General features: G+C 73.8%; 21 protein-coding genes and 11 pseudogenes. 26 read left to right on the plus strand and 6 right to left on the minus strand.

Annotation, left to right across the window (positions count from 1 at the left end):
* Positions 1-41: 41 nt before the first annotated feature.
* The 14 genes and pseudogenes from DEJ15_RS04670 (at position 42) to DEJ15_RS04730 (ending at position 11,777) form a co-directional block, all read left to right on the plus strand.
* Positions 42-696, plus strand: a pseudogene (locus DEJ15_RS04670) (response regulator transcription factor).
* A complete protein-coding gene (locus DEJ15_RS04675; protein ID WP_284175710.1) occupies positions 693-1,532 on the plus strand; it encodes a histidine kinase dimerization/phospho-acceptor domain-containing protein in 840 nt (279 codons plus the stop codon). Before DEJ15_RS04670 ends, DEJ15_RS04675 begins: the two are co-directional and overlap by 4 nt.
* Positions 1,533-1,536: 4 nt before the next feature.
* Positions 1,537-1,869: a sensor histidine kinase gene (locus DEJ15_RS04680; RefSeq protein WP_284175711.1), complete on the plus strand. Its 333-nt coding sequence runs from the start codon at positions 1,537-1,539 to the stop codon at positions 1,867-1,869.
* A gap of 47 nt (positions 1,870-1,916) precedes the next feature.
* Positions 1,917-2,429 (plus strand): hypothetical protein, encoded by a 513-nt coding sequence (locus DEJ15_RS04685; RefSeq protein ID WP_110823370.1) that lies wholly within the window; start codon positions 1,917-1,919, stop codon positions 2,427-2,429.
* 107 nt (positions 2,430-2,536) lie between these two features.
* Positions 2,537-3,052, plus strand: a complete 516-nt coding sequence (locus DEJ15_RS04690; RefSeq protein ID WP_110823373.1) for a hypothetical protein — start codon at positions 2,537-2,539, stop codon at positions 3,050-3,052.
* Between the two features lie 521 nt (positions 3,053-3,573).
* Positions 3,574-4,590 (plus strand): efflux RND transporter periplasmic adaptor subunit, encoded by a 1,017-nt coding sequence (locus DEJ15_RS04695; protein ID WP_181419430.1) that lies wholly within the window; start codon positions 3,574-3,576, stop codon positions 4,588-4,590.
* Positions 4,591-4,826: 236 nt separating this feature from the next.
* Positions 4,827-5,135, plus strand: a pseudogene (locus tag DEJ15_RS17745) (ATP-binding cassette domain-containing protein); the annotation flags it as partial.
* A gap of 100 nt (positions 5,136-5,235) precedes the next feature.
* Entirely contained in the window at positions 5,236-5,427 is a 192-nt protein-coding gene (locus DEJ15_RS17750; protein ID WP_349814952.1) for a hypothetical protein, read from the plus strand.
* Between the two features lie 78 nt (positions 5,428-5,505).
* Positions 5,506-5,733, plus strand: a pseudogene (locus DEJ15_RS04705) (ABC transporter permease); the annotation flags it as partial.
* Between the two features lie 565 nt (positions 5,734-6,298).
* A pseudogene (locus DEJ15_RS17755) lies at positions 6,299-6,370 on the plus strand (hypothetical protein); the annotation flags it as partial.
* Positions 6,371-6,778: 408 nt separating this feature from the next.
* A pseudogene (locus tag DEJ15_RS04715) lies at positions 6,779-7,568 on the plus strand (DeoR/GlpR family DNA-binding transcription regulator).
* Positions 7,565-8,597: pseudogene (locus DEJ15_RS19360) on the plus strand (1-phosphofructokinase family hexose kinase). Before DEJ15_RS04715 ends, DEJ15_RS19360 begins: the two co-directional pseudogenes overlap by 4 nt.
* 114 nt (positions 8,598-8,711) lie before the next feature.
* Entirely contained in the window at positions 8,712-10,889 is a 2,178-nt protein-coding gene (locus DEJ15_RS04725) for a PTS fructose transporter subunit IIABC (protein WP_110823385.1), read from the plus strand.
* A 336-nt stretch (positions 10,890-11,225) separates the two neighbouring features.
* Positions 11,226-11,777, plus strand: coding sequence for a DedA family protein (locus DEJ15_RS04730; RefSeq protein WP_349814809.1), 552 nt, complete (start codon positions 11,226-11,228; stop codon positions 11,775-11,777).
* Between the two features lie 62 nt (positions 11,778-11,839).
* On the opposite strand, the gene DEJ15_RS04735 is transcribed toward DEJ15_RS04730, so the two are convergent.
* Positions 11,840-12,037 carry a hypervirulence associated TUDOR domain-containing protein gene (locus DEJ15_RS04735; RefSeq protein WP_110823389.1) on the minus strand — a complete coding sequence of 66 codons (198 nt, stop codon included), beginning with the start codon at positions 12,035-12,037 and terminating at the stop codon, positions 11,840-11,842.
* A 214-nt stretch (positions 12,038-12,251) separates the two neighbouring features.
* Between DEJ15_RS04735 and DEJ15_RS04740 the strand changes: the two genes are divergently transcribed.
* The 3 genes and pseudogenes from DEJ15_RS04740 to trpF (DEJ15_RS17770) all read left to right on the plus strand — a co-directional run bounded on the left by DEJ15_RS04740 (position 12,252) and on the right by trpF (DEJ15_RS17770) (position 14,254).
* Complete coding sequence (locus tag DEJ15_RS04740; RefSeq protein WP_181419429.1) at positions 12,252-13,307, plus strand: serine/threonine-protein kinase; 1,056 nt, start codon at positions 12,252-12,254, stop codon at positions 13,305-13,307.
* A gap of 286 nt (positions 13,308-13,593) precedes the next feature.
* Positions 13,594-13,872, plus strand: a pseudogene (gene trpF / locus DEJ15_RS17765) (phosphoribosylanthranilate isomerase); the annotation flags it as partial.
* Positions 13,873-13,978: 106 nt separating this feature from the next.
* The gene (gene trpF / locus DEJ15_RS17770; protein WP_349814940.1) at positions 13,979-14,254 is read left to right on the plus strand and encodes a phosphoribosylanthranilate isomerase; all 276 of its coding nucleotides are present in this window, start codon (positions 13,979-13,981) and stop codon (positions 14,252-14,254) included.
* Here the strand turns inward: trpF (DEJ15_RS17770) and DEJ15_RS04750 are convergent.
* Positions 14,152-14,917 (minus strand): annotated as a pseudogene (locus DEJ15_RS04750) (HAD-IIB family hydrolase). The gene trpF (DEJ15_RS17770) and the pseudogene DEJ15_RS04750 sit on opposite strands and share 103 nt — an antisense overlap.
* A 76-nt stretch (positions 14,918-14,993) precedes the next feature.
* A complete protein-coding gene (locus DEJ15_RS04755; protein ID WP_110823404.1) occupies positions 14,994-15,578 on the minus strand; it encodes a nitroreductase family protein in 585 nt (194 codons plus the stop codon).
* A 61-nt stretch (positions 15,579-15,639) separates the two neighbouring features.
* Here DEJ15_RS04755 and DEJ15_RS17775 point away from each other — a divergent pair.
* Both DEJ15_RS17775 and DEJ15_RS17780 read left to right on the plus strand, forming a co-directional pair.
* Positions 15,640-15,987: pseudogene (locus DEJ15_RS17775) on the plus strand (AEC family transporter); the annotation flags it as partial.
* 133 nt (positions 15,988-16,120) lie between these two features.
* A complete protein-coding gene (locus tag DEJ15_RS17780) occupies positions 16,121-16,564 on the plus strand; it encodes an AEC family transporter (protein ID WP_349814810.1) in 444 nt (147 codons plus the stop codon).
* A gap of 16 nt (positions 16,565-16,580) precedes the next feature.
* On the opposite strand, the pseudogene DEJ15_RS04765 reads toward DEJ15_RS17780, so the two are convergent.
* A pseudogene (locus tag DEJ15_RS04765) lies at positions 16,581-17,418 on the minus strand (exodeoxyribonuclease III).
* Between the two features lie 99 nt (positions 17,419-17,517).
* On the opposite strand from DEJ15_RS04765, the gene DEJ15_RS04770 reads away from it, so the two are divergent.
* The 6 genes from DEJ15_RS04770 (at position 17,518) to DEJ15_RS17785 (ending at position 20,517) form a co-directional block, all read left to right on the plus strand.
* Positions 17,518-17,964 carry an Asp23/Gls24 family envelope stress response protein gene (locus DEJ15_RS04770; RefSeq protein ID WP_110823407.1) on the plus strand — a complete coding sequence of 149 codons (447 nt, stop codon included), beginning with the start codon at positions 17,518-17,520 and terminating at the stop codon, positions 17,962-17,964.
* Entirely contained in the window at positions 17,961-18,152 is a 192-nt protein-coding gene (locus DEJ15_RS04775; protein WP_110823409.1) for a DUF2273 domain-containing protein, read from the plus strand. Before DEJ15_RS04770 ends, DEJ15_RS04775 begins: the two co-directional genes overlap by 4 nt.
* On the plus strand, positions 18,149-18,490 hold the full coding sequence (locus DEJ15_RS04780; RefSeq protein WP_110823411.1) for a hypothetical protein: 342 nt from the start codon (positions 18,149-18,151) through the stop codon (positions 18,488-18,490). The genes DEJ15_RS04775 and DEJ15_RS04780 overlap by 4 nt, the downstream gene beginning before the upstream one ends.
* Positions 18,491-18,694: 204 nt before the next feature.
* Entirely contained in the window at positions 18,695-19,102 is a 408-nt protein-coding gene (locus tag DEJ15_RS04785) for a hypothetical protein (RefSeq protein WP_284175712.1), read from the plus strand.
* Positions 19,099-19,572 (plus strand): hypothetical protein, encoded by a 474-nt coding sequence (locus DEJ15_RS04790; protein WP_284175713.1) that lies wholly within the window; start codon positions 19,099-19,101, stop codon positions 19,570-19,572. The genes DEJ15_RS04785 and DEJ15_RS04790 overlap by 4 nt, the downstream gene beginning before the upstream one ends.
* Positions 19,573-20,133: 561 nt before the next feature.
* Complete coding sequence (locus DEJ15_RS17785; RefSeq protein WP_349814811.1) at positions 20,134-20,517, plus strand: phosphotransferase; 384 nt, start codon at positions 20,134-20,136, stop codon at positions 20,515-20,517.
* Between the two features lie 123 nt (positions 20,518-20,640).
* On the opposite strand, the gene DEJ15_RS04800 is transcribed toward DEJ15_RS17785, so the two are convergent.
* Positions 20,641-22,017, minus strand: coding sequence for a peptidoglycan DD-metalloendopeptidase family protein (locus DEJ15_RS04800; RefSeq protein WP_284175714.1), 1,377 nt, complete (start codon positions 22,015-22,017; stop codon positions 20,641-20,643).
* A gap of 112 nt (positions 22,018-22,129) precedes the next feature.
* Positions 22,130-23,791 carry a hypothetical protein gene (locus DEJ15_RS04805; RefSeq protein WP_284175715.1) on the minus strand — a complete coding sequence of 554 codons (1,662 nt, stop codon included), beginning with the start codon at positions 23,789-23,791 and terminating at the stop codon, positions 22,130-22,132.
* Between the two features lie 312 nt (positions 23,792-24,103).
* Between DEJ15_RS04805 and pyrE the strand changes: the two are divergent.
* A pseudogene (gene pyrE / locus DEJ15_RS04810) lies at positions 24,104-24,656 on the plus strand (orotate phosphoribosyltransferase).
* Positions 24,657-24,902 lie beyond the last annotated feature (246 nt).

Here is a 24,902-nt window from a genome sequence, read left to right on the forward strand (position 1 = left end):
ACTCTCAGCCACCGCATACCGTACTGGTACATCATGTTCCGGTGCGTGTGTTGGTGGTGGACGACGAAACGGCGCTGGCCGACCTCGTCGCGAGGGGGGTTGCAGCGGCAGGACATGGCCGTCGACGTCGCGTACCGCGGCGACACCGCCGACGAGCTCCTCGGCGTCAACGACTACGACGTCGTCGTGCTCGACCGGGACGTCCCGGGCCTGCACGGCGATGCGGTCGCGCGTCGGTTGGCAGCGCGGGGCTCGCTCACCAGGATCCTCATGCTCACGGCGGCGACGTCGCTGGCCGACCGGGTCCAGGGCCTGGAGATCGGCGCCGACGACTACCTGACGAAGCCGTTCGAGTACCCGGAACTCGTCGCCCGGGTCCGTGCCCTCGGTCGGCGCTGCCTCGCGCCCGTCGCGCCCGTGCTCGAACGCGGCGGGATCGTGGTCGACACGAACCGGCGGATGGCCACCCGGGACGGCCGACCGCTCGACCTGACGAGCAAGGAGCTCGGCGTCCTCGAGGAACTGCTGCGCGCGGACGGTCGGGTCGTCCCCGCAGAGGAGTTGCTCGAGAAGGTCTGGGACATGAACGTCGACCCGTTCACCACGGCGGTGCGGGTGACGATGTCGAAGCTCCGGCGGAAGCTCGGCGACCCCGATCCGATCACGACCGTCCCCGGGCGGGGCTACGCGCTGTGACGCGGACGTGGAGCATCCGGGCGCGGACGGCCCTCGCGTTCGCGCTGACGGCGATGGCGCTCGCGGCCGGCACCGTCGCCGTCGTCAACCTCGGGTCCCAGGCCTCGCTGCAGCGTGCGGTGCTCGATCGGCAGCCCGGCGCCGGGCATGTCGACGGTGTCCCCGGGGTCCGCCCGGACAGCGGTCCTGCGACAGCGGTCACCCTGGACGGCAGCGGTGGCGTGCAGGTGGTGGCGGTCGTCGCCGGGCTGCAGTGGCAGTGGTCCGTGCTCGGGGTGACCGGCGCGGGCGTCCTCGCCGGTGGGATCGGGTGGGCGGTGAGCCGGCGGATGCTCGCGCCCGTGGACCGCATCACCGCGACCGCCCGCCGGATCTCGGCGTCGACCCTGCACGAGCGGATCGCGCTCGACGGCCCGGACGACGAACTCCGGCGGCTCGCGCACACGATCGACGACCTGCTCGACCGGCTCGAGGACGCCTTCGCGAGCCAGCGGCGGTTCGTCGCGCAGGCGTCGCACGAGCTCCGGACGCCGCTCGCCGTGCAGCGCGCGGCCCTCCAGATCGGGTTGCCGGACGACGCCGGACCGGCCGACGTGGCCCGCACGCGGGAGGAGCTGCTCGAGCAGAACCGGCGGACCGAGCACCTCGTCGAGTCGTTGCTCGTCCTCGCCGAGGCGGACCGGGGACTGGACGGGCGGACCGTGGCGGTCGACCTGGTGGCGCTCGTGGACGATGTGGCCGCGGAACACCGCGCCCGGGCGGAGACCGCCGGCCTGACGCTGACCTGCCGGACGGAGGGCGGGCCTCCAGGGCGGGTGCCCCCCGGTGCAGGGTGAGCCGGTGCTCCTGCGGCAGGCGCTGCGGAACCTCGTCGACAACGCGATCGAGTACAACGTGCCGGGCGGGAGCGTCCGGGTGACGGTCGACGCTGCCGGGGTGCTCGTCGAGAACGACGGGCCGGAGGTCCGTGCAACGGAGGTCGCCCGGTTGACGGAGCCGTTCCGGCGGGGCGGGACGACCGCCGAGCCGCCGAGCACGACCACCGGTCGGCGGCACAGCGGGCTCGGGTTGTCCATCGTGGCGGCCGTGGTGCGCGCGCACGGGTGGGTCCTCGGCGTTCACCCGCGTGACCGCGGTGGACTCGTGGTGCGCATCGGTGTTTCGTCGGTGTGACCTCGGCGGTACCGCTGCCGCAACGTGCCGACCGCTCTGCTCGGAGCATGACGACGACACCGAGATCATCCTCCCGACCGCTCTTCGCCGGCCTGCTCGCCCTCGGGTTGGTCACCGGCTTGTCCGCCTGTACCGGGGCGCCGAGTTCCGCTGCCGGGACCGCGGACGCCGACGCCGGCCTCGGGTCCCGGTGGGGCGCGTGCATGCGCTCCGCGGGGTTCTCCGTCGAGGACCCGAGCGACGACCAGATCCGCTCCGGGACCATCACGTCGCCGTCCGGCGTCGACCAGGACCGCTTCCGGTCCGCGGCCGACCAGTGTGCGGAGGACCTCGGCGTGCACGGGGCCGACTCCGCCTCGAAGGAGAAGTGGATCCGCGAGTACGACCAGGTCGCGTCCTGCATCCGTGACGCCTACCCGGACTTCCCGGAGCAGCGGCCCGGCGTGATCGAGTGGGACCGCGAGGAGTACCCGCCCGCCGGTGACCCGGCGTTCCAGCAGCGGGCCGACGAGTGCACGAGGAAGTACTCGCCCGACACGAAGACGCAGAGCGTCGGATGAGGCGCGTCGACGACGCCCTCCGGCGGGCTGTCGGCGCGGAACGGTGTTGCGTCGATGTGACCTCGGCGGTACCGCTGCGGCAACACCTGGGCCGCTGTGCTGGAGGCATGACGACGACCACGAGACCACGGACACGACTCTTCCTCGCCGGTCTGCTCGCCCTCGGGCTGACGACCGGCGTCACGGCATGCTCGGGCGCGACGGACCCCACCGCCGGACCGACTCACGCAAGCACGGGCATCGGAGCCCAGTGGGGTGACTGCATGCGCTCCGCCGGGTTCGACATCGAGGACCCGAGCGACGACCAGGTCAGCTCCGGGACGATCCTCTCGCCCGCGGGTGTCGACCAGGAACGCTTCCACAGCGCGGCCGACGAGTGTGCGGAGGACCTGGGTGTGCACCGCGCCGACTCGGCAGAGCAGGACAAGTGGGTGCGCCAGTACCAGCAGGTCGCCTCGTGCGTCCGCGAGGAGTACCCGGACTTCCCGGAGGACGGGTCGGACGGTGGCATCTCCTTCGACCCGGACGGGTACCCGCCCGCCCGCGAGCCGGCGTTCCAGGAACTGGCGCAGAAGTGCATGCAGCAGTACGCACCGGACACGCAGACGCAGGAGGTCGGCTGATGCGGATCGACGCGCGAGCCGTGCTCGCCTCCTTGCTCGTGCCGGCGCTGCTCACCGGGTGCTCGTCGGCGCCCGACGACGAGTCCCGTCCTCCGGCCACCGGCACGCCCTCGGCATCCACTGCGTCAGCCGCAGAGGTCGGCGCATGCATGCGGGACCGCGGCCACGACGTGGACGACTCGCAGTTCGCCGAGAGCGGGGGCTCCCGTGCCCGCGTGAGCGTCCCACCGGGGGGTCGACGCGGACCGCTGGGTCGCCGATCTGAACGCCTGCTCCGGCGGTGCCGCCGACGCGCCCGCTGCCCAGCCGGTACCCGGCTGGGACGCGCTGAGGAGGAAGGCGGCGGCCTGCATCCGGGACGGCGGGTTCCCCGACTACCCGGACGGGACGGAGGACCAGCGCCGGTGGAAGCCGTCGGACACCGACGCGTTCGACCGCGTCGCGGAGGACTGCGACGCGGAGGTGTACGGCGCCGTGGGGACGGAGGCCGGGCGATGAGCATGACTCGCAGGGCCAGGACCGTGACCACGGCCGTCTGCCTGGTGGCCGCCCTCGGAGCAGGGACCGCCACGTGGGCACTCGTCGCCGCACCCTCGACCGAGGCCGCCGAGCACGTCGCCGAGCACCACGGGCCGACAGCGGAGGTGACGCGCGGTGACCTCGTCGAGACCCGGACGGCCGCCGGCACCCTCGGGTACGGTGCACCGACCCCGGTGGAGGGTGCCGGCGGTGGGACGCTCACGTGGCTGCCACGGCCCGGACAGGTCGTGCACCGTGACGAACCGCTGTACGCCGTCGACGAGCGGCCGGTCCGGGCGTTCACCGGCACCACCCCGCTCTGGCGGCCCCTCTCCCGAGGGCTGCACGGCGCCGACGTCCAGCAGCTCAACGAGAACCTCGCGGCGCTCGGCTACGACGTCGCCGAGGACGACGTGTTCGGTCCGCGGACCGCCGCTGCCGTCCGGGCGTGGCAACGGGACCGCGGGCTCGAGGTCACCGGCACGATCGACGCGGCACAGATCGCGTTCGTCGACGGGACGGTCCGTGTGGCGTCCGTGCCCGGACGACTCGGACAACCGGCCGGTGGCGACGTCCTGCAGGTGACGAGCACGAAGCGGGTGGTCACGGCGACGGTCGCACAGCGTGACGCCGAGCCCTTCGCGGTCGGCACCGCGGTCCGGGTGCTCGTCAACGGCGGCGGGGATGCGATGGCCGGCGAGGTCGTCGACACCGTCCCGGCCGAGTCGGACGACGGCAAGGAGACCGTGACCGTCACGGTGTCGTTCGACGCCGGCGACCGGGAGTTGCCCGACGCAGCCTCCGCACAGGTCGTGGCCGACGGACACACCGAGCGAGACGTCCTGTCGGTCCCGGTGTCGGCGCTGGTCGCACACGGCTCGTCCGGGTACGCCGTCGACGTCGTGGGGAAGGGCGGTCACACCCGGCGCGTCCCCGTCCAGGTCGGGTTCGTGGCCGACGGCCGTGCCGCGGTGACGGGCGACGTCGCCGAGGGCGCCCGCGTGGTGGTGCCCTCGTGACCGCCGGCACCCCCCGGGACCGTGGGCACCGCCGGGACCGCCACGACCGCCGCGACCGCCGCGACCGGCACGACCACGGGAGCAGGGCGGTCCGCGGGGGGAGGACACCGTCCTCGTCCTCACCGACGTCACCCGGTCGTACGGCGAGGTGCAGGCCCTGCGCGGGGTCTCGCTCGAGGTCCGGCGCGGGGAGCTCGTCGCCGTCGTCGGCCCCCTCCGGGTCGGGCAAGTCGACCATGCTCAACACCATCGGCACGCTCGACCGGCCCACGACCGGGACGGTGACGATCGCGGGCGCGGACGTCGGGTCGCTGTCCGACGACGCGCTCTCCGCCCTCCGCGCCGAGCACATCGGGTTCGTGTTCCAGCACTTCCACCTGCAGGCGGGGGCCACGGCGACCGAGAACGTCGCGGACGGACTGCTCTACACGGGGACGCCGCGGCACGAGCGCCTCGAACGGGCAGTGGCAGCACTCGAGCGCGTCGGACTCGGGCACCGGGTCGACCACCGGCCGCACCAGCTCTCCGGCGGCGAGAAGCAACGCGTCGCCATCGCCCGCGCGATCGTCGGCGAGCCCACCGTGCTGCTCGCCGACGAACCCACCGGCGCGCTCGACACCGTGGCGGGGGGCGGCGATCCTCGGTGTGCTCCGCGAACTGCACGCGGCCGGCACCACGGTGCTCGTCATCACCCACGACCTGGAACTCGCCGCGTCGCTGCCCCGACAGGTGCGCATGCGGGACGGCCGGATCGAGGACGACAGCAGGAGCGACGCAGCGCGCCTCGCAGCGGGGATCGGCGCGGTCCCGGCCGTCTCCACCGAGGCCGCGCGGTGAGCGCCCGACGCACGCTCGGCACGGGGGGACCTGCTCCGGCTCGGGGTGTTCGGCCTGCGGACCCGACCGACCCGCGTCGTGCTCTCCGCCCTCGGCATCGCGATCGGGATCGCCGCCATGATCGCGGTCGTGGGCATCTCGTCCTCGAGCAAGGCCGCGCTCGACCGGGTCCTCGACGCCCTCGGGACGAACGTCCTGACGGTCACGCAGGCGGAGTCGTTCGCGGAGCAGGTGCCGCTGCCCGCCACCGCCGTCGAGTCCGTCCAGCGGCAGGACGACGTGCTCGAGGCCGCCGGGGTGGGCAAGGTCGAGGACGCGCGGGTCTACCGGACCCCGTACGTGCCGACGGCGGAGACGAAGGGCATCGGCGTCCTCGGGGCCGAGGGGGGACGTCCCCGAGGTCCTCGGCGGCTCGGTCGCGGCCGGCCGGTGGCTCGACCCGGGATCGGCAGCGCCGGCACAGGTCGTGCTCGGGGCGACGGCGGCACGGGCCCTCGGCATCGACCGCGTGACGGCGGACACCCGCGTGTGGCTCGGCGGTCGCTGGGTGCAGGTCGTCGGCGTCCTCGGGCCGCTGCAGCTCGCCGAGGACCTCGACAACCAGGTCTTCGTGCCCCGTGGCCTCGCCGCAGACCTCGGCTGGGACGGGCATCCGTCCGCGGTCTACACCAGGGCCGACCCCGACCGGGTCGCCGCCGTCCGCGACCAGCTCCCGCGGACGGTCAGCCCGGCGTCCCCGGCGGACGTCGCGGTGACCCGACCGTCCGATGCACTCGCGGCGAAGAACGCGACCGACGACTCGTTCACCGGGCTGCTCGTCGGCATCGGCGGCGTGGCGCTCCTGGTCGGCGGGATCGGCGTCGCGAACACGATGGTGATCACGGTGCTCGAGCGACGGGCGGAGGTCGGTGTCCGCCGAGCGCTGGGAGCGCGGCGTCGGGACGTCCGGGACCAGTTCCTCGTCGAGTCCCTGCTGCTGTCGTTCCTGGGTGGTGTCGCGGGGGGTGGTGATCGGCGTGGTCGTCACGCTCGTGTTCGCGATCGGACAGGGGTGGCCTGTCGCGGTCCCGCTCTGGGCCGTCGCCGGGGGGGCTCGGGGCGACCGTGCTCATCGGTGGGCTGTCGGGGCTGTCGCCGGCTGCGAAGGCGGCGCGGATCCCGCCGACGTCGGCGCTCGCCGCGGCCTGAGGCGGGCGGGCAGGACCGAGCCGGGAGGCACGGGGCCGGTCGGACGGACCGGTCCCGTGCCTCTCTCCGCGTCGGTGATGTTGGTTCTCCTGTGGAACGGTTGCGTTCGTGTTGGTTCAGCACGTACAGTGCTCAGAACCAACGGGAACGAAGGAGTCCGGGCATGTACGCAACGGAGCGGCACGAGGCCATCGCCGCGGCCCTGCAGTCCGCGGGCCGGGTGTCCGTCGCCGGGCTCGCCGAGCACTTCGACGTCACCACGGAGACCGTCCGCCGCGACCTGGACGCCCTCGAGACCGCCGGGGTGCTGCGCCGTGTGCACGGCGGAGCGGTCCCGGTCGAGCGGTCGAGCCTCGTCGAGCTCAGCGTCGCCGAGCGCGAAGGGCAGCACGGCCCGGAGAAGACCGCGATCGCCCGGGCCGCCATGCGCCTGGTGCCACCGACCTTCAGCGGGTCGATCGCGCTCGACGCCGGCACGACGAGCGGTGCGGTCGCCGCCGAGCTCGCCCGCTGGGAGCCTGCCACCCCCCGGCGCGACGATCACGGTCATCACGAACTCCGTGCCGATCGCGGGCGTCCTCCAGCACAGCGCACACGTCGAGCTCCACCTGCTCGGCGGCCGGGTGCGCGGGGTGACGAGCGCCGCCGTCGGCACCGCGACCGTCGAGCAGATCGGCGCGCTCCGCCCCGACGTCGCCTTCGTCGGGACGAACGGCCTGTCCGCCGGCTTCGGCCTGAGCACCCCCGACGAGCACGAGGCCGCGGTGAAGGCCGCCTACGTCCTCGCCGCCCGACGGAGCGTGGTCCTCGCGGACGCGGCGAAGCACGGCGTCGAGGCCCTCATGCGCTTCGCCCGACTCGACGAGATCGACACGCTCGTCACCGACCAGGAGCCGCCGGCCGACCTCGCCGGGGCCCTCGCCGACGCCGACGTCGAGGTGGTCGTCGCATGAGCGCCCGCATCGTCACCGTGACGCCGAACCCCTCGCTCGACCGCACGATCGAACTGTCCGGGGAACTCCAGCGCGGCGCCGTCCAACGAGCCGTGCGGTCCACGGCCGAGCCCGGCGGCAAGGGCGTCAACGTCTCGCGGGTCGTCGTCGCGAGCGGCGGGGACACCGTCGCGGTCCTGCCCGGCGACGAGACCGACCCCGTGCTGCTCGGCCTCGCCACCCGCGGGATCCCCACCGCAGCCCTGCCGATCGGCGCCGCGCTCCGCTCGAACGTCACGGTCACGGAGCCGACCGGCACGACGACGAAGCTCAACGAGCCGGGCCCGTCGCTCGCCGGCCGGCTCGACGACCTCGCGGAGCTCGTCGCCACCACCGCCGGGCCCACCGCGACCGGACCGGCCGCACGCTGGGTCGTGCTCGCCGGGTCCCTCCCGCCGGGACTGCCGGACGACGCACTCGCCGTGCTCGTCCGCGCGGTCCGGCAGCGACACGGCGACGACGTCAAGGTCGCGGTCGACTCGTCCGGCGTCCCGTTCACCGCGCTGCTGCAGTCGGGGGGAGCGGATCGACCTGGTGAAGCCCAACGCCGAGGAACTCGCCGAGGTCGTCGGCGGCGACCCGGAGGCGTACGAGCAGGAGCCGGGACTCGCCGCCGCCGCAGCCGCACGGCTCCGGGAGCGCGGCGTCGGCACCGTCCTGCTCACCCTCGGCAGCGCCGGCGCCGTCCTCGTCGACGGCACCGGCTCGTGGTCGGCAGCGGCACCACGGATCACGGCACGCTCGACCGTCGGAGCGGGTGACTCCGCGCTCGCCGGGTACCTGCTCGCGGAGGTCGCCGGAGCTCCGCAGGAGCGTCGACTCGCCCAGGCCGTCGCCACCGGGGCAGCCGCCGCGGGCCTCCCGGGCAGTGACGTCCCCGCGCTCGACGCCACCGACCCCGACGCCGTCGTCGTCCGTCGCCTCGACCCGTCGGCGGACAGCTCCCCAGCGGAGCACGCCACCGACCACCCCGTCCCGCACGTCGTCTGACCTCTCCGGTCCGTCGTCCGCCTCCCGGCCCGCCCCGCCGCCGGAGCACCACCAGCACACCCGTCCCACCAGCACAGCCCCCCGGCGCACCGCGCCACTGCGAAGGAGCAACCCATGTCCGCTGCGCACAGCACCGGCGCCGGCGACGGTGCCGGCCTGATCGGCGTCGACCTCGTCGGCCTCGACGAGGACCTCGGCGCCACCTCGTCCGACGTCATCCGCGTCCTGGCCGACCGCATCGCCGCGACCGGCCGCGCCGCCTCCGGCGAGACCCTCGCCACGGACGCGATCGCCCGCGAGGCGAGCGTCGGCACCGGCGTCCCCGGCGGCATCGCCATCCCGCACGCCCGGTCGACCTCGGTCACGGCCCCGACGCTCGCCTTCACCCGCCTCGCGCGGACGGTGCCGTTCGGTGCGCCCGACGGTGACGCCGACGTCGTGTTCATGATCGCGGTGCCCGACGGCGCCGACAAGGACCACCTCACCGTCCTGTCGACCCTCGCACGTGCGCTCATTCGCGAGGACTTCACCGCAGCCCTCCGCGCCGCGACCACCCCGCAGGAGATCGTCGACCTGGTCGACCGCGAGGTGGGCGGCGAGGTCGCCGCAGCCGGTGTCGGTGCCGCTGGTGTCGGTGCCGCTGGTCGGGCCTCCACCGCGACCGGCCAGGAGGCCCGTCCCACCCCGGCAGCGGACACGCACGTCGTCGACAGCGACACGACCGGCACCGCCGGTCGCCGGAAGGTCATCGTCGGCGTCACCGCCTGCCCGACCGGCATCGCGCACACCTACATGGCCGCCGACGCCCTCGTCGCGGCCGCCCAGCGGGCCGGTGCCGAGATGCACGTCGAGACGCAGGGGTCCTCGCAGGTCGAGCCGCTCGACCCCGCCCTCATCGCCCGAGCCGACGCCGTCGTCTTCGCGGTCGACGTCGACGTCCGGGACCGCTCGCGGTTCGCCGGCAAGCCGCTCGTCTCCGGACCGGTCAAGCGCGGCGTCGACGAGCCGGACGCGATGATCGCCGAGGCGCTCCGTGCGGCCGACGACCCCGCGGCCACCCGGGTCTCCGGCTCCGCGGCCGAGGCGGGCACGAGCACCGCGAAGGACGAGCACTTCGGGCAGGCGCTCAAGCGCTGGTTGCTCACGGGTGTGTCGTACATGATCCCGTTCGTCGCGGGCGGCGGGCTCCTCATCGCCCTCGGCTTCCTGCTGTCCGGGTACGGCATCGCGCTGGCGCACGGTGACGACGGCGTCAACAACGCGGTCTGGACGCTGCAGCACTCCACCCTCCTCGACCTGCCGTCGCAGGGGCTCGGGTACTACCTCGGTGCCGCGGCCTTCCAGATCGGCTCCGTGTCCCTCGGGTTCCTGGTGGCAGCCCTCGCCGGGTACATCGCCTACGCGATCGCCGACCGGCCGGGCATCGCGCCGGGCTTCGTCGCGGGGTCCATCGCCGTGTTCATGAACGCCGGGTTCCTCGGCGGGCTCGTCGGCGGCCTCATCGCCGGTGCCGCCGCGTACTGGATCGGCCGCATCCCGACCTGGCGCTGGCTGCGCGGGCTCATGCCGGTCGTGATCATCCCGCTGTTCGCGTCGATCATCGCCTCGGGCCTCATGCTCCTCGTGCTCGGCGGCCCGATCGCCTGGCTGATGACGCAGCTCACCGGCTTCCTCAACTCGCTCTCCGGTGCCTCGGCGGTCCTGCTCGGCATCATCCTCGGCCTGATGATGGCGTTCGACCTCGGCGGTCCGGTGAACAAGGTGGCGTACGCGTTCGCCGTCGCCGGGCTCGGTGCCGGCAGCGCGTCCAACGTCGTGCCGTTCGAGATCATGGCCGCGGTGATGGCCGCCGGCATGGTGCCGCCGCTGGCCCTCGCGCTCGCGTCGACCGTCCTGTACCGCAAGGGGTTCACGAAGCCCGAGCGCGAGAACGGCAAGGCCGCGTGGCTGCTCGGCGCGTCGTTCATCTCCGAGGGCGCGATCCCGTTCGCCGCCGCCGACCCGCTGCGGGTGATCCCGGCGTCGATGGTCGGTGCGGCCGTCACGGGTGCGATCTCGATGGCGGCGGACGTCACCTCGCGGGCACCGCACGGCGGGTTCTTCGTGTTCTTCGCGATCGGGAACCTGCTCATGTTCACCGTCGCGATCGTGGCCGGCACCGTCGTGTCCGCGCTCGTGCTCGTCGCGCTGAAGAAGTGGGTGCGCCGGGCGCCGGCCGCGACCGACGCGGCTGCCGGCGAGGCAGCGTCCGCCGGCGAGACGGTGGGGCAGCGCGCGCCGGTCGCCGCGTAGCGCGTCCGAGCCCTGCGACACGCCGCCGGGCTGCCGAGACGCCGCCGAGCACACGAGACGCCGCCGGATCCGGCGGCGTCTCGTGCCTTCAGCGGCGTCTCGCGCCGACGCCCCCGCTCCGCGGGCGGGAGCCGGGGCGGGGCCGCACCCCGGAGTCTGTCAGGCCACTCAGGCAAGGTGGCGGGATGACGACCGCCGTACCCTCGACCGTCGCCCACGTCGGCGCCACCACCGCGTCCTCCGGATCGGGAGGTGGCCCGGACCCCGACATCGGCGGGCTGACCGGCCTCGTCCTGCAGGTGATCGACACGATGGGGGGAGTGGGGCGTCGCCCTCATGCTCTTCATCGAGACGGTGTTCCCGCCGATCCCGTCCGAGGTGATCCTGCCGCTCGCGGGCTTCCTCGGCGGTGCCGGGCGCATGGACCTGACGCTCGTGCTCGTCCTCGCGACCGTCGGCTCGTACGTCGGGGCGCTCGTGCTCTACTGGCTCGGAGCGGTGATCGGCTTCGAGCGGACCGTCCGGTGGTTCGGCAAGCTCCCGCTCGTCGACGAGGACGACTTCCGCAAGGCGGCGTCGTGGTTCCACCGGCACGGGAAGAGCGCGGTGTTCTTCGGGCGTCTCGTCCCCGTCGTCCGCAGCCTCATCTCACTGCCGGCGGGTGCGGACAGGATGCACCTCGCGACGTTCTCGGTCTTCACGATCCTCGGCAGTGGGCTGTGGAACTCGGTGCTCGTGCTCGGTGGCGCGGCGCTCGGCACGCAGTACGAGCGCATCGAGGGGTACACCGAGTGGATCGACCGCGCGGTGTACCTCGCCGTCGTGGTGGTCGTCGTCGCGTTCGTCGTCCGGCGCATCCGCCGGGGCCGTGCGGCTGCCCGGAACTGACCTCGGCTGCCCGGAACTGACCCCGACGGTCCCGCAACCCCGGCAACCACGCCGAGCGCTCGTCACTTCGCGGTGAGCGCCGACTCCTTGTGCGCGGCCTGCTTGCCCGACTTCTCCGACTCGATGATCCAGTACGGGTCGTCGTCCGTCGGCTTGAAGTTCTGCCCGTCGAACTCGAAGTCCTCCGTCTTCTTCTCGACGAGCTTGCCCGTCGTCTTCCCCTGCGACGTGTTCCACTGGACTTCGTCACCCTTGCGCATGTCGGCCTCCCGCCGTCCTCCGGAGGACACTCCGTCCGGGACGTGGACGGTACGCGCGGCCGCTGGATCATCCCTGGTGCGCAGTTCCGGCCCTTGCGCCGGTCACATTCGGGTAACCGCGGCTCGGATCGGCGGTGCCGCGGGTACCGTGGCCGAGGAGTCACACCGCGAACACCCGACGCGGATCCGGACTCCCGAGGGATCGACGTGCACCATGAGCCTGGCCACCGACAGCGCGCGGGCGGAGACCGTCCTGGCAGGACGGTACCGTCTCGTGAAACTGATCGGCACCGGCGGCATGGGTTCGGTGTACGAGGCCCGCGACGAACACACGTACCGCGCCGTCGCCGTGAAGATGTTCGCCACGCCGGAGCGCATGACCACCGCGGACCGGGTGCGCCAGGAGCGTGAGATCCGCCTGCTCAGCATGCTCTCGCATCCCGGGCTCATCCCGCTCTACGACGCCGGCACGCACGACTTCGAGGACGGCCCGCACCGCTACATCGTGATGGAGCTCATCGCCGACGCGACGCTGCTCCGCCGCCTGGCCGAGGGGCCGCTGCACAACTACGAGGTCGCGGACCTCGGCGCCCAGCTCGCCGACGCCCTGGCGTACGTGCACTCCCGCGGGATCGTGCACCGCGACGTGAAGCCGGCGAACATCCTGCTGAGCGACGAGGGCGCCTCCGGGTTCGTCCGCACGGTCAAGCTCACCGACTTCGGCGTCGCGCACTTCGTCGACGGTTCCCGCCTGACGAACGACGGCACGATCATCGGCACCGCCGCCTACCTGTCGCCGGAGCAGGTCGCCGGGGAGCCGATCAGCTACGCCACCGACGTCTACTCGCTCGGACTCGTGCTGCTCGAGGCGCTGACCGGCGTGCAGGAGTACTCCGGCACCGTCATCGAGGCCGCGCTCGCCCGGCTCCGCCGCAACCCGTCGGTGCCCGACTCGGTCGCCTCGGAGTGGCGTGACCTGCTCACCAAGATGACCGCCCGCGACCCCGCGAAGCGCCCGACCGCGGTCGCGGTCGCGCGCGCTCTCCGCGGCGGGTCGACCCAGGTGACCGGACCGGTTCCGCTCGGCCCCGGTCGCGAAGTCCACCGACGCGAACACCGGATGCACCGTGCCGCCCACCGTCACGCACGACGTGGCACCTTCGACGCCGCCCGCCGCTGGCGCCGACGGAACGTCATCGCGGCGTCGGTCACCGCGCTCGCGGTCGCCGCCGCCTGCGTCGGGTCGTACGTCGTGGGCGCGCTGCACTGACCTGCACCGCATCGCCCGGCACCGCACCCACCGGCACTGCACCGCACCGCACCGCACCGCCAAGCCCGGCCGGCAGCGTTCGCTGAGCGCGCCGCTCCCGACCCGTCCGCGCGCGGAGCGATCGGGCAGGATGGGTGCATGAGCGACCAGCGCTGGATCAAGATCTGTGGCCTCTCGACGCCGGAGACCCTGGACGCCGCCGTCGACGCCGGTGCGGACGCGGTCGGCTTCGTCTTCGCCGCGGGCAGCCCCCCGCACGGTGACCGCCGACGCCGCGAAGGCACTCGTGGAGCGGCTGCCGGACGGCATCGACGCCGTCGGGGTCTTCCGCGACCAGGCGATCGACGAGGTCGTCGGCATCGCCTCCGAGGTCGGCCTCACCACCCTGCAGCTGCACGGCCGGGAGTCCGCGTCGGACTTCGCCCGCGCCCGCGACGCCGGGTTCTTCACCATCCGGGCCGTCGCCGCCGCCGACTACCTGCGCGAGACGCCCGAGCAGCGCGCCTCCTTCGACCACGACCTCCTGCTGCTCGACGCGGCCGAGCCCGGGAGCGGACACCTCGTCGACCCCGCCACGCTCACGGGGTCGGTGGACGAAGCCTGGATCCTGGCCGGCGGACTCACCCCCCGCGAACGTCGCCGACCTCGTGCAGCGGCTCGACCCGGACGGCGTGGACGTCTCAAGCGGCGTCGAGTCGTCACGCGGCGTCAAGGACGTGGCACGGATCCGCGCCTTCGTCGAGGCGGTCCGCAGCATCCCCCTGAGCCGCACGCGCGCGGACGACGGACGGGAGGCTCCCCCACCCGCCGGTGGGGAGCCTCCCGTCCGTCCCGTGGTCCGCCGTCAGGCGGTGCGGAGCGTGGGCACCAACTCGCGGAGGAACGCGTCGGTGTCCTCCCAGCCCTCGACCGCGTGGCAGGGGACGCCGAGCGCCTTGACCGGGTAGTCGTTGCCCTCCGGGTCGAGCCGGTCCCCGACGAAGAGCATGTCGTCGAGCGCGATGCCGGTCAGCTCCGCGAGGCGCTGCATGCCGTACGCCTTGTCGATGCCCTTACGGGTGATGTCGATGCTCGTGGAGCCGCCGGAGCGGACCTCGAGGTCGGGGAGCTCGGCCTGCACGCGGCGACGGAGGTCGTCCTTCTTCGCACCGGTCGGGTCCCACAGCTTCTTGACGTCCACCGGAGCCGTCTGGCCCAGCGCGGAGAACGTGATCTGCGAACCGCGGTCCTCGAGGATGGCGCCCCACGTCTCGGACTCCCAGTACCCGGCGGCCTTGGCCTGGGCCTCGACCGCGGCGAGGGCACGCGTCTTCTCGTCGTCGGTCAGGTCTTCGGCGTACTGGAGTGCCCAGTCCCCGGCGTCCCACCGGTAGTACCGCGTCCCACAGGTCGGCATGAGGTGCAGCGCGTCGAGTGCCAGGCCGTCCCGGTCGCGGAGCGGGGACACGAGCTGCTGTTCGAACTGCTGGAAGTTGCCGCCGCTGATCACGGCGACGGGGACGACCTCGAGCAGGGACGCGAAGGTGTCGAGCATGCGGGGGGTCGAGCGGCGACTTCGACGGGGCGAGCGTGTCGTCGAGGTCGAACGCGACGAGGCGGGGTGTGGACATGCCCTCGATCATGCCAGGACCCGGTGTCCGGACCGAGTGGGGCGGGCCCGGAGGCGTGCCGGGCCCGCCCGTCGGGTCACTCCTTGACGAGCACGACCTCGTCGAGCGGGAGGCGTGTGCGCTCCGCGGTCTCCCGGGCGGCGGCCTTCTCGTCGAGCTGCGACGGGTCGGCGACGTGCCCGATCGCGGTGACCGTCACGGGCACGAGGTGCTCCGGCAGGGCGAACGCCGAGCGGATGGCGTCGACCTCGAAGCCGCCCATCTGGTGCAGGTGCAGGCCCTCGGCGTGCGCCTGGACGGCGAGCGCGGCGACCGACTGGCCGAGGTCGTACTCCGCCCAGCGACGCGGCTCGCCGTCCGCGGTCACCGGCTCGGCGATCGCGACGAGCAACGCACCGGCGCGGTGCGCCCAGGCACCGTTGAAGCCCATGAGCGACGCGTGGATCGCGTCGAAGGTCGGGGTGCCACGGCGACCGACGACGAAGCGGCGGGGCTGCGTGTTCGCGGCGGACGGCGCCCAGCGAGCGGCCTCGAGGAGCGCGTCGAGCTGGTCGTCCGAGATGGTGGCGGACTCGTCGAACGAGCGGGGGCTCCAGCGCTCCTCGAGGAGCGGCACGAGGGGCTGGCTGGAGTCGGTGGTGCGGGAGAGCGTCGTCGTCATGCTCGCTGGAACAACTCTCCGGGCGCACACGATTCCCGATCCGCCTGCGAGGATGGGCACGATGAGTGGTGTCCTGGTCGGCTTCGCGATCATCGGCGTCGTCATCGCGACCGGCTACGGCGTCGGGAGGGCGGCGTTGCTCGGGCCGCACGCGCAGTTCGTGATGAGTCGGCTGGCCTTCTTCGTGCTCATGCCGTGCCTGCTGTTCCACACGATCGCCACGGCCGACGCCGCGACGCTGTTCTCCCCGATGCTCGCCGTGTCGGCGCTCTCCGCGCTGTCGGTGGCCGTCGTCACCGCGACCGTGTTCGCGCTCGTGCTGCGGCGCCCGCTCACCACGACCACGGTCGGTGCGTTGGCGGCGTCGTACTCGAACGCGAACAACATCGGCCTGCCGGTCGCGGTCTACGTCCTCGGGCAGGCGACCGCGGTCGTGCCGGTCATCATGCTGCAGCTCGTCGTGATGGCGCCGATCGCGCTGACCGTCCTCGACGCGGCCACGGCCTCCGGGGGGCGGCTGGCGACGCCGGGTGCTCGGCCCGGTGTCGAACCCGCTCATCATCGCGTCGCTGCTCGGGCTCGTCTGCTCGGTCACCGGGCTGACGCTGCCGGACCCGGTCCTCGAACCGTTCGTGCTCGTCGGCGGTGCCGCGGTGCCGGTCGTGCTGCTCTCGTTCGGCATGAGCCTGCACGGCTCGGCTCCGCTGCGGGACCCCGCGATCCGGCTCGACGTGCTGCTCGCGACCGGCGGGAAGCTCCTGGTGATGCCGGTGGTGGCGTTCCTGCTGGCCCGGTACGCGTTCGGCCTGGACCCCGCGCACGTGTTCGTCCTGACGGTCCTCGCCGGGTTGCCGTCGGCGCAGAACGTGTTCAACTACGCCCAGCGGTACGACGCCGCGGTCCCGGTCGCGCGGGACGTGGTGCTCCTGTCGACGGTCGGCTCGGTGCCGGTCCTGGTCGCGATCGCGGCGCTGCTGCACCCGTAGGCGGGCGCTCGGAGCGTCAGAAGATCATCGGGCGGTCGTCGTCCAGGACCGTGTCGAGGTCCAGGTCGACCGACACGGGCACGTGGTCGCTCGGGGCGTCGCCCTTCCGCTCGTCCCGGTGGATCGTCGCGCCGACGGTGACGTCCGCGAACGCCTGCGACCCCATGACGAAGTCGATGCGCATGCCCTCGTTGCGGGGGGAAGCGGAGCTGCTTGTAGTCCCAGTACGTGTACCCGGTGGGGACGAGCGGCCGGACGACGTCCTGCAGCCCGCGCTCCTCGAACGTGCGGAACGCGGCGCGCTCCGGCTCGCTGACGTGCGTCGACCCCTCGAAGACGCGCATGTCCCACACGTCCTCGTCCAGCGGGGCCACGTTCCAGTCGCCCATCAGCGCGAGCGGCAGGTCGGGCTCGGCCGCCAGCCACTCGGATGTCCGGTCGGCGAGCTGGGCGAGCCAGTCGAGCTTGTACGTGTAGTGCGGGTCACCGAGCTCGCGGCCGTTCGGGACGTACAGGCTCCAGAGGCGGACACCCTCGACGGTGACCCCGATCGCGCGGGCCTCGACGGGCAGGCCCGGTCCCTCCTGGCCCTTGAGGAAGCCGGGCTGGCCGGGGAAGTCGCGGGTGACGTCCTCCATCGGCAGGCGGCTGGCGAAGGCGACGCCGTTCCACTGGTTCAGGCCGTGCGCCTCGACCGTGTAGCCGGCGGCCTCGAACGCCTCGACCGGGAACTGCTCGGGCTTGCACTTGATCTCCTGCATGCCGAGGACGTCCACGTCCTCCCGCACGAGCCAGTCGACGACCCGACCGACTCGGGTCCGGACGGAGTTGACGTTCCAGGTCGCGACACGCATGCACCGAACCTACCGGGATCGACCGACCGGGCGGACGTGCACCGGGGACAGGGTGTTCCCTGGACGGACACATCACGACCAGGACCGCTGGAGGCACTCATGGCGACGACGACGAACTCCGACCGGGTGGACGGCACGACCACCGGCAGCACCACCACCCAGGTCACCTCGGCCGGGCGCACGATCATCGACGACGCCGTGGTCGCGAAGGTCGCCGGCATCGCGGCCCGCGACGTCCCCGGCGTCCACGCACTCGGCGGGAACACCGCGCGGGCGTTCGGTGCCATCCGGGACGCCATCGGGTCGAGCGACCTCGGGCAGGGCGTCCGGGTCGAGGTCGGTGAGACCCAGGCGGCCGTCGACCTGACGATCGTGGTCGAGTACCCGACGCCGATGCAGCAGGTGGCGGCCGGCGTCCGGCAGGCCGTCACCGACGCGATCACCGACCTCGTCGGCCTGCAGGTCACCGAGGTGAACATCGCGATCGTCGACGTGGACATCCCCGCACTCGACGCTCCCGTCGTCCCCGAGACGCGCGTCCGGTGAACGCCACCGTCGTCGGCATGGCCGTCGGAGCGGTCCTGGCGGTCGTCGCCCTGACGCTCGGGTTCTGGGCGTTCGTCGTGGTGGCCGTCGCGATCGCGGTCGGCGGACTGGTCGGCCGCATCGTCAGCGGCGACGTCGACGTGCGTCGGCTGCTCGACGTGCTCCGCGGACGACGGAGCTCCTCGTGAGCCACGTGCCGGTGCCCGGCACCGACCGGATCGCGTCCCCGGCCCTGGTGCACACCGCGCAGGCGGTCGCCGCCGAGGTGCTCCGGGCACCGTTCCGGGAGGTCCGTGCCCGGGTCGTCGACGACGGTCGCGGCGCCCTGGCGGTCGAGGTGACGAGCCCGCTGGCCCTGCCGGTCCTCGGGACGCACGCCGTCCCGCACGAGCCCGTCCTCGCGTCCGCGCACCGCGCGCGCACCTCGATCGCGGAACGGCTCCGGACGATCACCGGGCGGAAGGTCGCGCGCGTCTCGCTGACGTTCTCGTCCGCCGTCCTCGCCCGGCCGCGGAGGGTCCGGTGAGCACGAGTCCCGCGAAGGGGACCCCGTCCGCGGACGACGACCGCTCCGTGCGCCGCCTCGTCCGTCGGGAGACGTCCGCGTCCCGGTCGGTGTCCGTCGTCGTCGCGATGACGTTCCTCGTCCTCGTCGCGGTCACGGTGGCCGTCGCCGCCGTGGTCGTCCTGCTCGGGCAGCGCATCGCCGGGGTCGACCCCCCGGGACGTGGTGGACGCCGCCGTCCGTGCGCCCACCGGGCTGGTCGACGCGGTGGTCGTCGCCGTCGGTGCCGTCCTCGCGCTGCTCGGTCTCTGGTCCCTGCTGCACGGCCTCCTGCCGGCGCGACGTCCCCGACACGTCGTCCGCTCCGACCGGCTCGGCGTGGTCGTCGACGACGAGGTGCTCGCGTCCGCCGCCGCGCGCGCCGCCCGGTCCGCGACTCGGCTGGGACCGGACGCCGCCGTCGGGTCCGTCGGTCGCCGCGCCCTGGACGTCGTACTCCTGCCCGCCTCCGGTGTGGACGTCGACGAGGCGTCCGCCGCAGCGGCCGTGGACCGTGAGCTCGCCGCCGTGGACGTCGTGCCGCCCCTCACCGCCCGCGTCCGGGTGCGCACCACCGGCAGGATCGACGGATGAACGGCACGAACCGCACGGTCGGTCGGATCGTCCTCGTGGTGGTCGGGCTCGTGCTGCTCACCCTCGGGGTCGCCGTCGTCCTCGTGCAGACACTGCCCGCCGCGGCCGACCGCTGGCACGTCGTCGCCGACACCGCACTCGGCGGCCTCGGCTCGGGAGCGGCACGGGACGTCGCCGTACGCGCGTGGTCGGAGGTGCTCGCGGGCGCGGTCGTCCTCGGTGTCCTGGCGCTGCTCGTCCTCACCTCGATCCGGAGTGGCCGGACCGGCACGGTCGTGGACGACGACGGGCCCGCGGACGGTCTGCCTGGACGGGTCCGCATCGAGGCCGCGGCGATCGAGCACGCGCTCTCGTCCGCGATCGCCCCGCTGCCGCAGGTCGCGTCCCTCGCCGTCGACGTCCGCCGGGTCCGTCGTCGCACCGCGGTCCGGATCCTGGTCCGCACGCGCCGCGGAGCGCCCCCCGCGTGAACTCGTCGAGCGGGTCGAGGCCGTCGTGCACGACCTCGACGCACTGCTGGGGGGAGCGCCTGCCGGTGCTGCTGCGCATCGCCCGCGGCGGGTCGTCCCGGCCGGACCGGGTGCGCTGACCGATGCCCGGCGTCGGTGACGACGGCGAGCCGACGGACGACCTCGTCGGCCGCGGCGGACTGCCGGACGGTCCGGTCGAGGTCCCGGCCGCGGTCGTCGGGGTCGCCCGCGGGCGGCCGCTCGAGCCGGTGTGGGTGAACTCCGCCGGCGGACGGACCTTCCGTCTCGGCCCGACACCGGACCGTGCCGAGGGCTACGTGAAGTGGGTCCCTCCGCGCTACGCGCCGTGGATCGACGCCGAGGTCGCACGGCTGCGCTGGGCGGCCCGCTGGCTGACCGTGCCGGAGGTGCTCGAGCACGGGGCCGACGGTTCCGGTGCGTGGATGGCGACCCGACCGGTGCCGGGCTGGAGTGCCGTGGACCCGCGGTGGCGGGATGACCCGCGCGCGGCGGTGATCGGTGTGGGGGGAGGGGCTCCGTGCGCTGCACGACAGCCTGCCGGTGCCGTCGTGTCCGTTCACGTGGCCGACGGACGAGCGCCTCGACCGGGCACGAGCGGCCGGTCGGAACGTCGACGCGATCGGTCCGCAGCCCGCGACGGACCAGCTCGTGGTGTGCCACGGGGACGCCTGCGCCCCGAACACGCTCCTCGGGGCCGACGGCCGCTGGGTCGGGCACGTGGACCTCGGCGCGCTCGGCGTCGCAGACCGGTGGGCCGACCTCGCGGTGGCGTCGATGAGCCTGGGGTGGAACCACGGCCCGGGCTGGGACGACCTGTTCCACGAGGCGTACGGGCTGCCGCAGGACCCGGAGCGGACGGCCTGGTACCGGGCGTTGTGGGAACTCGACGTGGATGACGTCGTCGACCCACGGCGTGCGGCCTGACCAGCCGAGTGGCCTGACCCGCCGAGTGGCCTGACCAGCCGGGTGGCCTGGCCAGCCGGGCAGTCCGGTCGCGCGGGCGCTGCTGCTGGGCGCGGGTGCCGCTGCCGGGCCGCTGCTGCCGGGCTAGAAGCCGACGCCGCGTGCGCCCATGAACGACACCGGGTCGACCGTGCCGCCGCCGACGTGGGTCTCGAAGTGCAGGTGGCACCCGGTCGAGTTGCCGGTGGAGCCGACGAGGGCAACGAGGGTCCCGGCGCCGACCTGCTGGCCGGGGCTGACACGGAAGCCGCCGGCGACGATGTGCCCGTACGCGGTCTTCACGCCGCCGCCGTGGTCGATGCGGACGTAGTTGCCGTACCCGCCGTAGGGGCCGACGTACTCCACGGTGCCCGCGGACGCCGCGACGATCGCGGTCGAGCAGCCGCTGCCCAGGTCGATGCCGTCGTGCATGGCCGTCGCGCCGGTGTACGGGTTGACGCGGACCCCGTAGCCGCTGGTGATCCAGCCGCCCGCCGGTCGGACCCAGCCGGACCCGGACGGCGCCGTGGCACCGCCGCCGCTCGGTGCGGCCGGCGCGGCCGGTGCACTGCCGCCCTGGTTCGCCGCCGCGGCCGCGGCCTGCTGGTCCCGCAACTGCTGCGCCTGACGTGCCAGCTCGGCCTCGAGGGCCTTCCGGCGACGCTCCTCCGCGGCCTTGCGGATCCGCTCGCCCTTCTCGTACTGGGCCTCGGTCGTGGCGCGACCCGACGTCAGGGAGGCGAGCTGGGCCTCCAGTCGGGACTTGTTCGCCTCCTGCTCGTCGTACGCAGCCTGCGCACGGTCGGACGCCGCCTGTGCTTCGCCCATCCGGTCCTGTGCGGCCTGTGCGAGCTCCTCGAGCGCGAGCGCGGCGCGGTCGGCCTGGTCGGTGAGCGACCGGGCGACGGACGCGTCGTTGGTGGCCGCGGTCTCGACCCGTTCGGCCTGCTCGGACAGCTTGCTCAGCGCGCCGAGGTCGTAGAGGAGGTCCCGCGCGTCCTCGCCGCCGGTGAGCACGCTCGTCGTGACGTCGGCACCGCCGGACCGGGCCATCTGCGCGGCGAAGCGGCCGGCCTGGGCGGCACTCGCCTCGGCGACCTCGGCGTGCTCCTCCGCGTCGTCCCGCAGCGCCTGTTCCCGCTCGGCGGCGCGCAGGGCCTTGCGCTGGGCGGCCTCGAACGCGGCACCGAGCCGTTCGGCCTCGGCGCGGGCGGCGTCGACCTCGTCCGACAGGCCGGAGATGATCCCGCGGATCTCGACGATCTGCGACTGCTTGGCGGACTCCTTGCCGCGGGCCGCGACCACGTCGTCCCACGAGGGGTACGTGGCGGCCTGGGCGGCGGGTGCGTCGAGGACGAGCGTGCCGATGAGACCGGCGATCGCCAGCCCGGTGGCGAGCAGACGCCGCCGAGCCGTCGGCGCGGAGCGGGGACGGGGGGGGCGGTGACCACGGAGCGAGACATCGCAACGGAGCCTATACATCTCCACAGGCGGTTCGCTGCGGCGACGCTCCGCTGTGGACGGATCCGTGGCGTGATCGAGCCTGTGGACGACCCTGTCGCCGGCTCGGAGCCGGACGACGGCCGGTCGGAGGTCAGAACCCGCGCTCGTGCAGGATCCGCTCGGCCGACCCCACCACCGTCCTCTGCAGCACCTCGGCGCCGCGGGTCCCCGCGTAGTCGTGGACGTCGTAGCCGTCGCAGTGCGTGATCGTCGCCGGGGGTCCGAGCGAGTCCTCCACGGGCGTCGTCCAGACGTCCCCGGACCCGACGACCACGTAGTCCGGTCGGGCGTCCCGGTAGGAGCCGAGGTCGACGAGCCAGGGGTAGGTGTCGAAGGTGTCCCGGACCTGGAGCAGCCGGACGTCCTGGTCCGCGTAGGCGGCGAGGGGACGGATCGTCCAGAACTGACCGACGCCGACGGGGTCGCGGTCAGCGGTGCGGTGCGCGTCCACCCACCGGTCGAGGCAGGCGACCGGTCCGTACCGGGCGTCGACGACCGAACGGACCGTGCCCGGCGTGACCGCGACGCCCGCGACCAGGACCAGGGCGGCACCCACCGCCGACAGCGTCCGGAGGGTCCGCGTGGGTCGGTACAGCCGGGTCTGCCGGACCGCGGTCCGGGCGAGTTCGCACACCGCGACGAGCGCCAGGAGCGGCATCGTCACGACCGGCTCCAGGTAGCGGGGTGTCTCCGAGCCGGCGACGACGACCCCGACGGACACCGCCACGATCGTCACGAGTGGCAGCGCGGTCGCGAGCAGCACCGCTCGGGAGGACCGCGTCCGCCAGGCCCAGACCGTGCCGCCCGCACTGAGCAGCACACCGAGCAGCATGAGCAGCAGCCCTGCGTCCCCGGAGGCCGAGGCGGCACGGTCGTCGGTGAGCGCCGCGAAGAACGCGGCCGTCGTGCCGGCCCGGTCGGGGTGCACGTACGTCGACGGGTCCAGGGAGACGAAGGGGCGGAGTGGGATCCGGACGAGGTACCCGACCACGGCGCCGACGGTGAGGGCTCCAGCGTCCAGGGCCGCCGGTCGCCACGGCACCCGGCGCGCGACGACGAGCAGGGCGAGCGTGACGACGACGGGTCCGGCGGACCACGGGACGTACAGCGGGTTCGACCCCGTGCTGAGTGCCGCGACGACGCCGAGCGTCCCGAGCACCGGCAGCGACGCCCGGCCGGTCCGGACGGTGCGCAGCACGAGCACCGCGGTGGCGAGCATCGCGAGCACGGCCCCGTAGTAGTAGGTCGTCGTGAGCAGCAGGGAGGCGAGTTCGAGGGACGTCGCGGTCGCCGAGGACTCGGTCAGGACGAGCATCGTCACGAGCACGACGGCGAGGACCGACACCGCGATCCGGGCCGGGCGGGCGGCAGCGGGCATGAGCTCGTTCGCGGCCGCACGGACGAGCGCGTACACGGCGAGCAGCACCAGGACGCCGTTCAGCGCCAGGGCCTGCTGCGGTGTCGCGGTCACGGCGGAGACGGCCAGGTAGACCGGCAGCTCCGGGAAGAAGAACAGCGCCGGGGACATCGCCCACTCGAACGGCTGCCCGAGCGCGATCGACCGCGCCACGAGCGGCAGCAGCACGGAGTCGCCGTCGTACCAGAGCAGGGCGACCCGCTCCGTCGCGAGGACGTGGCGGAGCGCGACGACCGCCAGGGCCAGGGCGAGCAGGGCCCCCCACGGCCTCGTGCCCGACCGCCCGCGCGACTGCGGAGCGGGGGCGGTGAGTGCCGGCCTCGAGCGGCCGTGCACCGTCCCGCGGTCGGACGAGGGGCATGACCGGAGCGTACCTGCGACCGCGTTCCGGAAGCCGGGCGGAGGGCTCCAGGGAGCGCGGACCGCCGGTCACCGCTGATCTCGGGTGCCGTCCCGGAAGCCGGGCGGAGCGCTCCAGGGAGCGCGGACCGCCGGTCACCGCTGATCTCGGGTGCCGTCCCGGGAGCCGGGCGGAGGGCTCCAGGGAGCGCGGACCGCCGGTCACCGCTGATCTCGGGTGCCGTCCCGGGAGCCGGGCGGAGGGCTCCAGGGAGCGCGGACCGCCGGTCACCGCTAATCTTGGGCACCGTGACCCACGCGCGCGAGCAGTTGATCGAGCACATCAAGGCCGATGCGGTCTTCCACGGCGACTTCACCCTGACCAGCGGGAAGCAGGCGTCGTACTACATCGACCTCCGCAAGGTGAGCCTCGACCACCGCGTCGCTCCCCTCATCGGTCAGGTGATGGCCGACCTCATCGCTGACGTCCCTGACGTCGATGCCGTCGGCGGCCTGACGATGGGTGCCGACCCGATCGCCAGCGCGGTCCTGCACCAGGCCGCTGCCCGCGGGGGGTTCCTACGACGCCTTCGTCGTGCGCAAGGAACCGAAGGACCACGGTCGAGGCCGCCAGGTCGAGGGGCCGGACGTCCGTGGCAAGCGTGTGGTCGTCCTCGAGGACACCTCCACCACCGGCGGATCGCCGCTCAAGGCGGCCGAGGCCCTCGAGCGCGAGGGCGCCGTGATCGCCGCCGTCGCCGTCGTCGTCGACCGGGACACCGGCGCGAAGGAGCGGATCGAGGCGGCGGGCTACCCGTACCTCGCTGCGATCGGGCTGGCCGACCTGGGGCTGTCCGCGTGACCGAGGAGCGTCCGGACGACGCGCGCGAGCCCGACGGCCCCGTCACCCCCCGATTCCGGGGACGACGGCCGGGAGGCCCGCCGTGCGCCCGCCCCGGACGCTCCGTTCTCGGGCCTCCGCAGCGCCGCGGACATCTTCGGCGCCCCGCTGACGGAGGAGGAGTGGCCCTCCCGGCGTGAGCGCCGTGAGGCCGAGCGTGCCGCCCGCCAGGCCGGTCGGCCGGAACCCGAGCCGTTCACCGCCCCG

Origin of the sequence: Curtobacterium sp. MCJR17_043 (assembly GCF_003224315.2) — a bacterium.
Taxonomy (GTDB): domain Bacteria; phylum Actinomycetota; class Actinomycetes; order Actinomycetales; family Microbacteriaceae; genus Curtobacterium.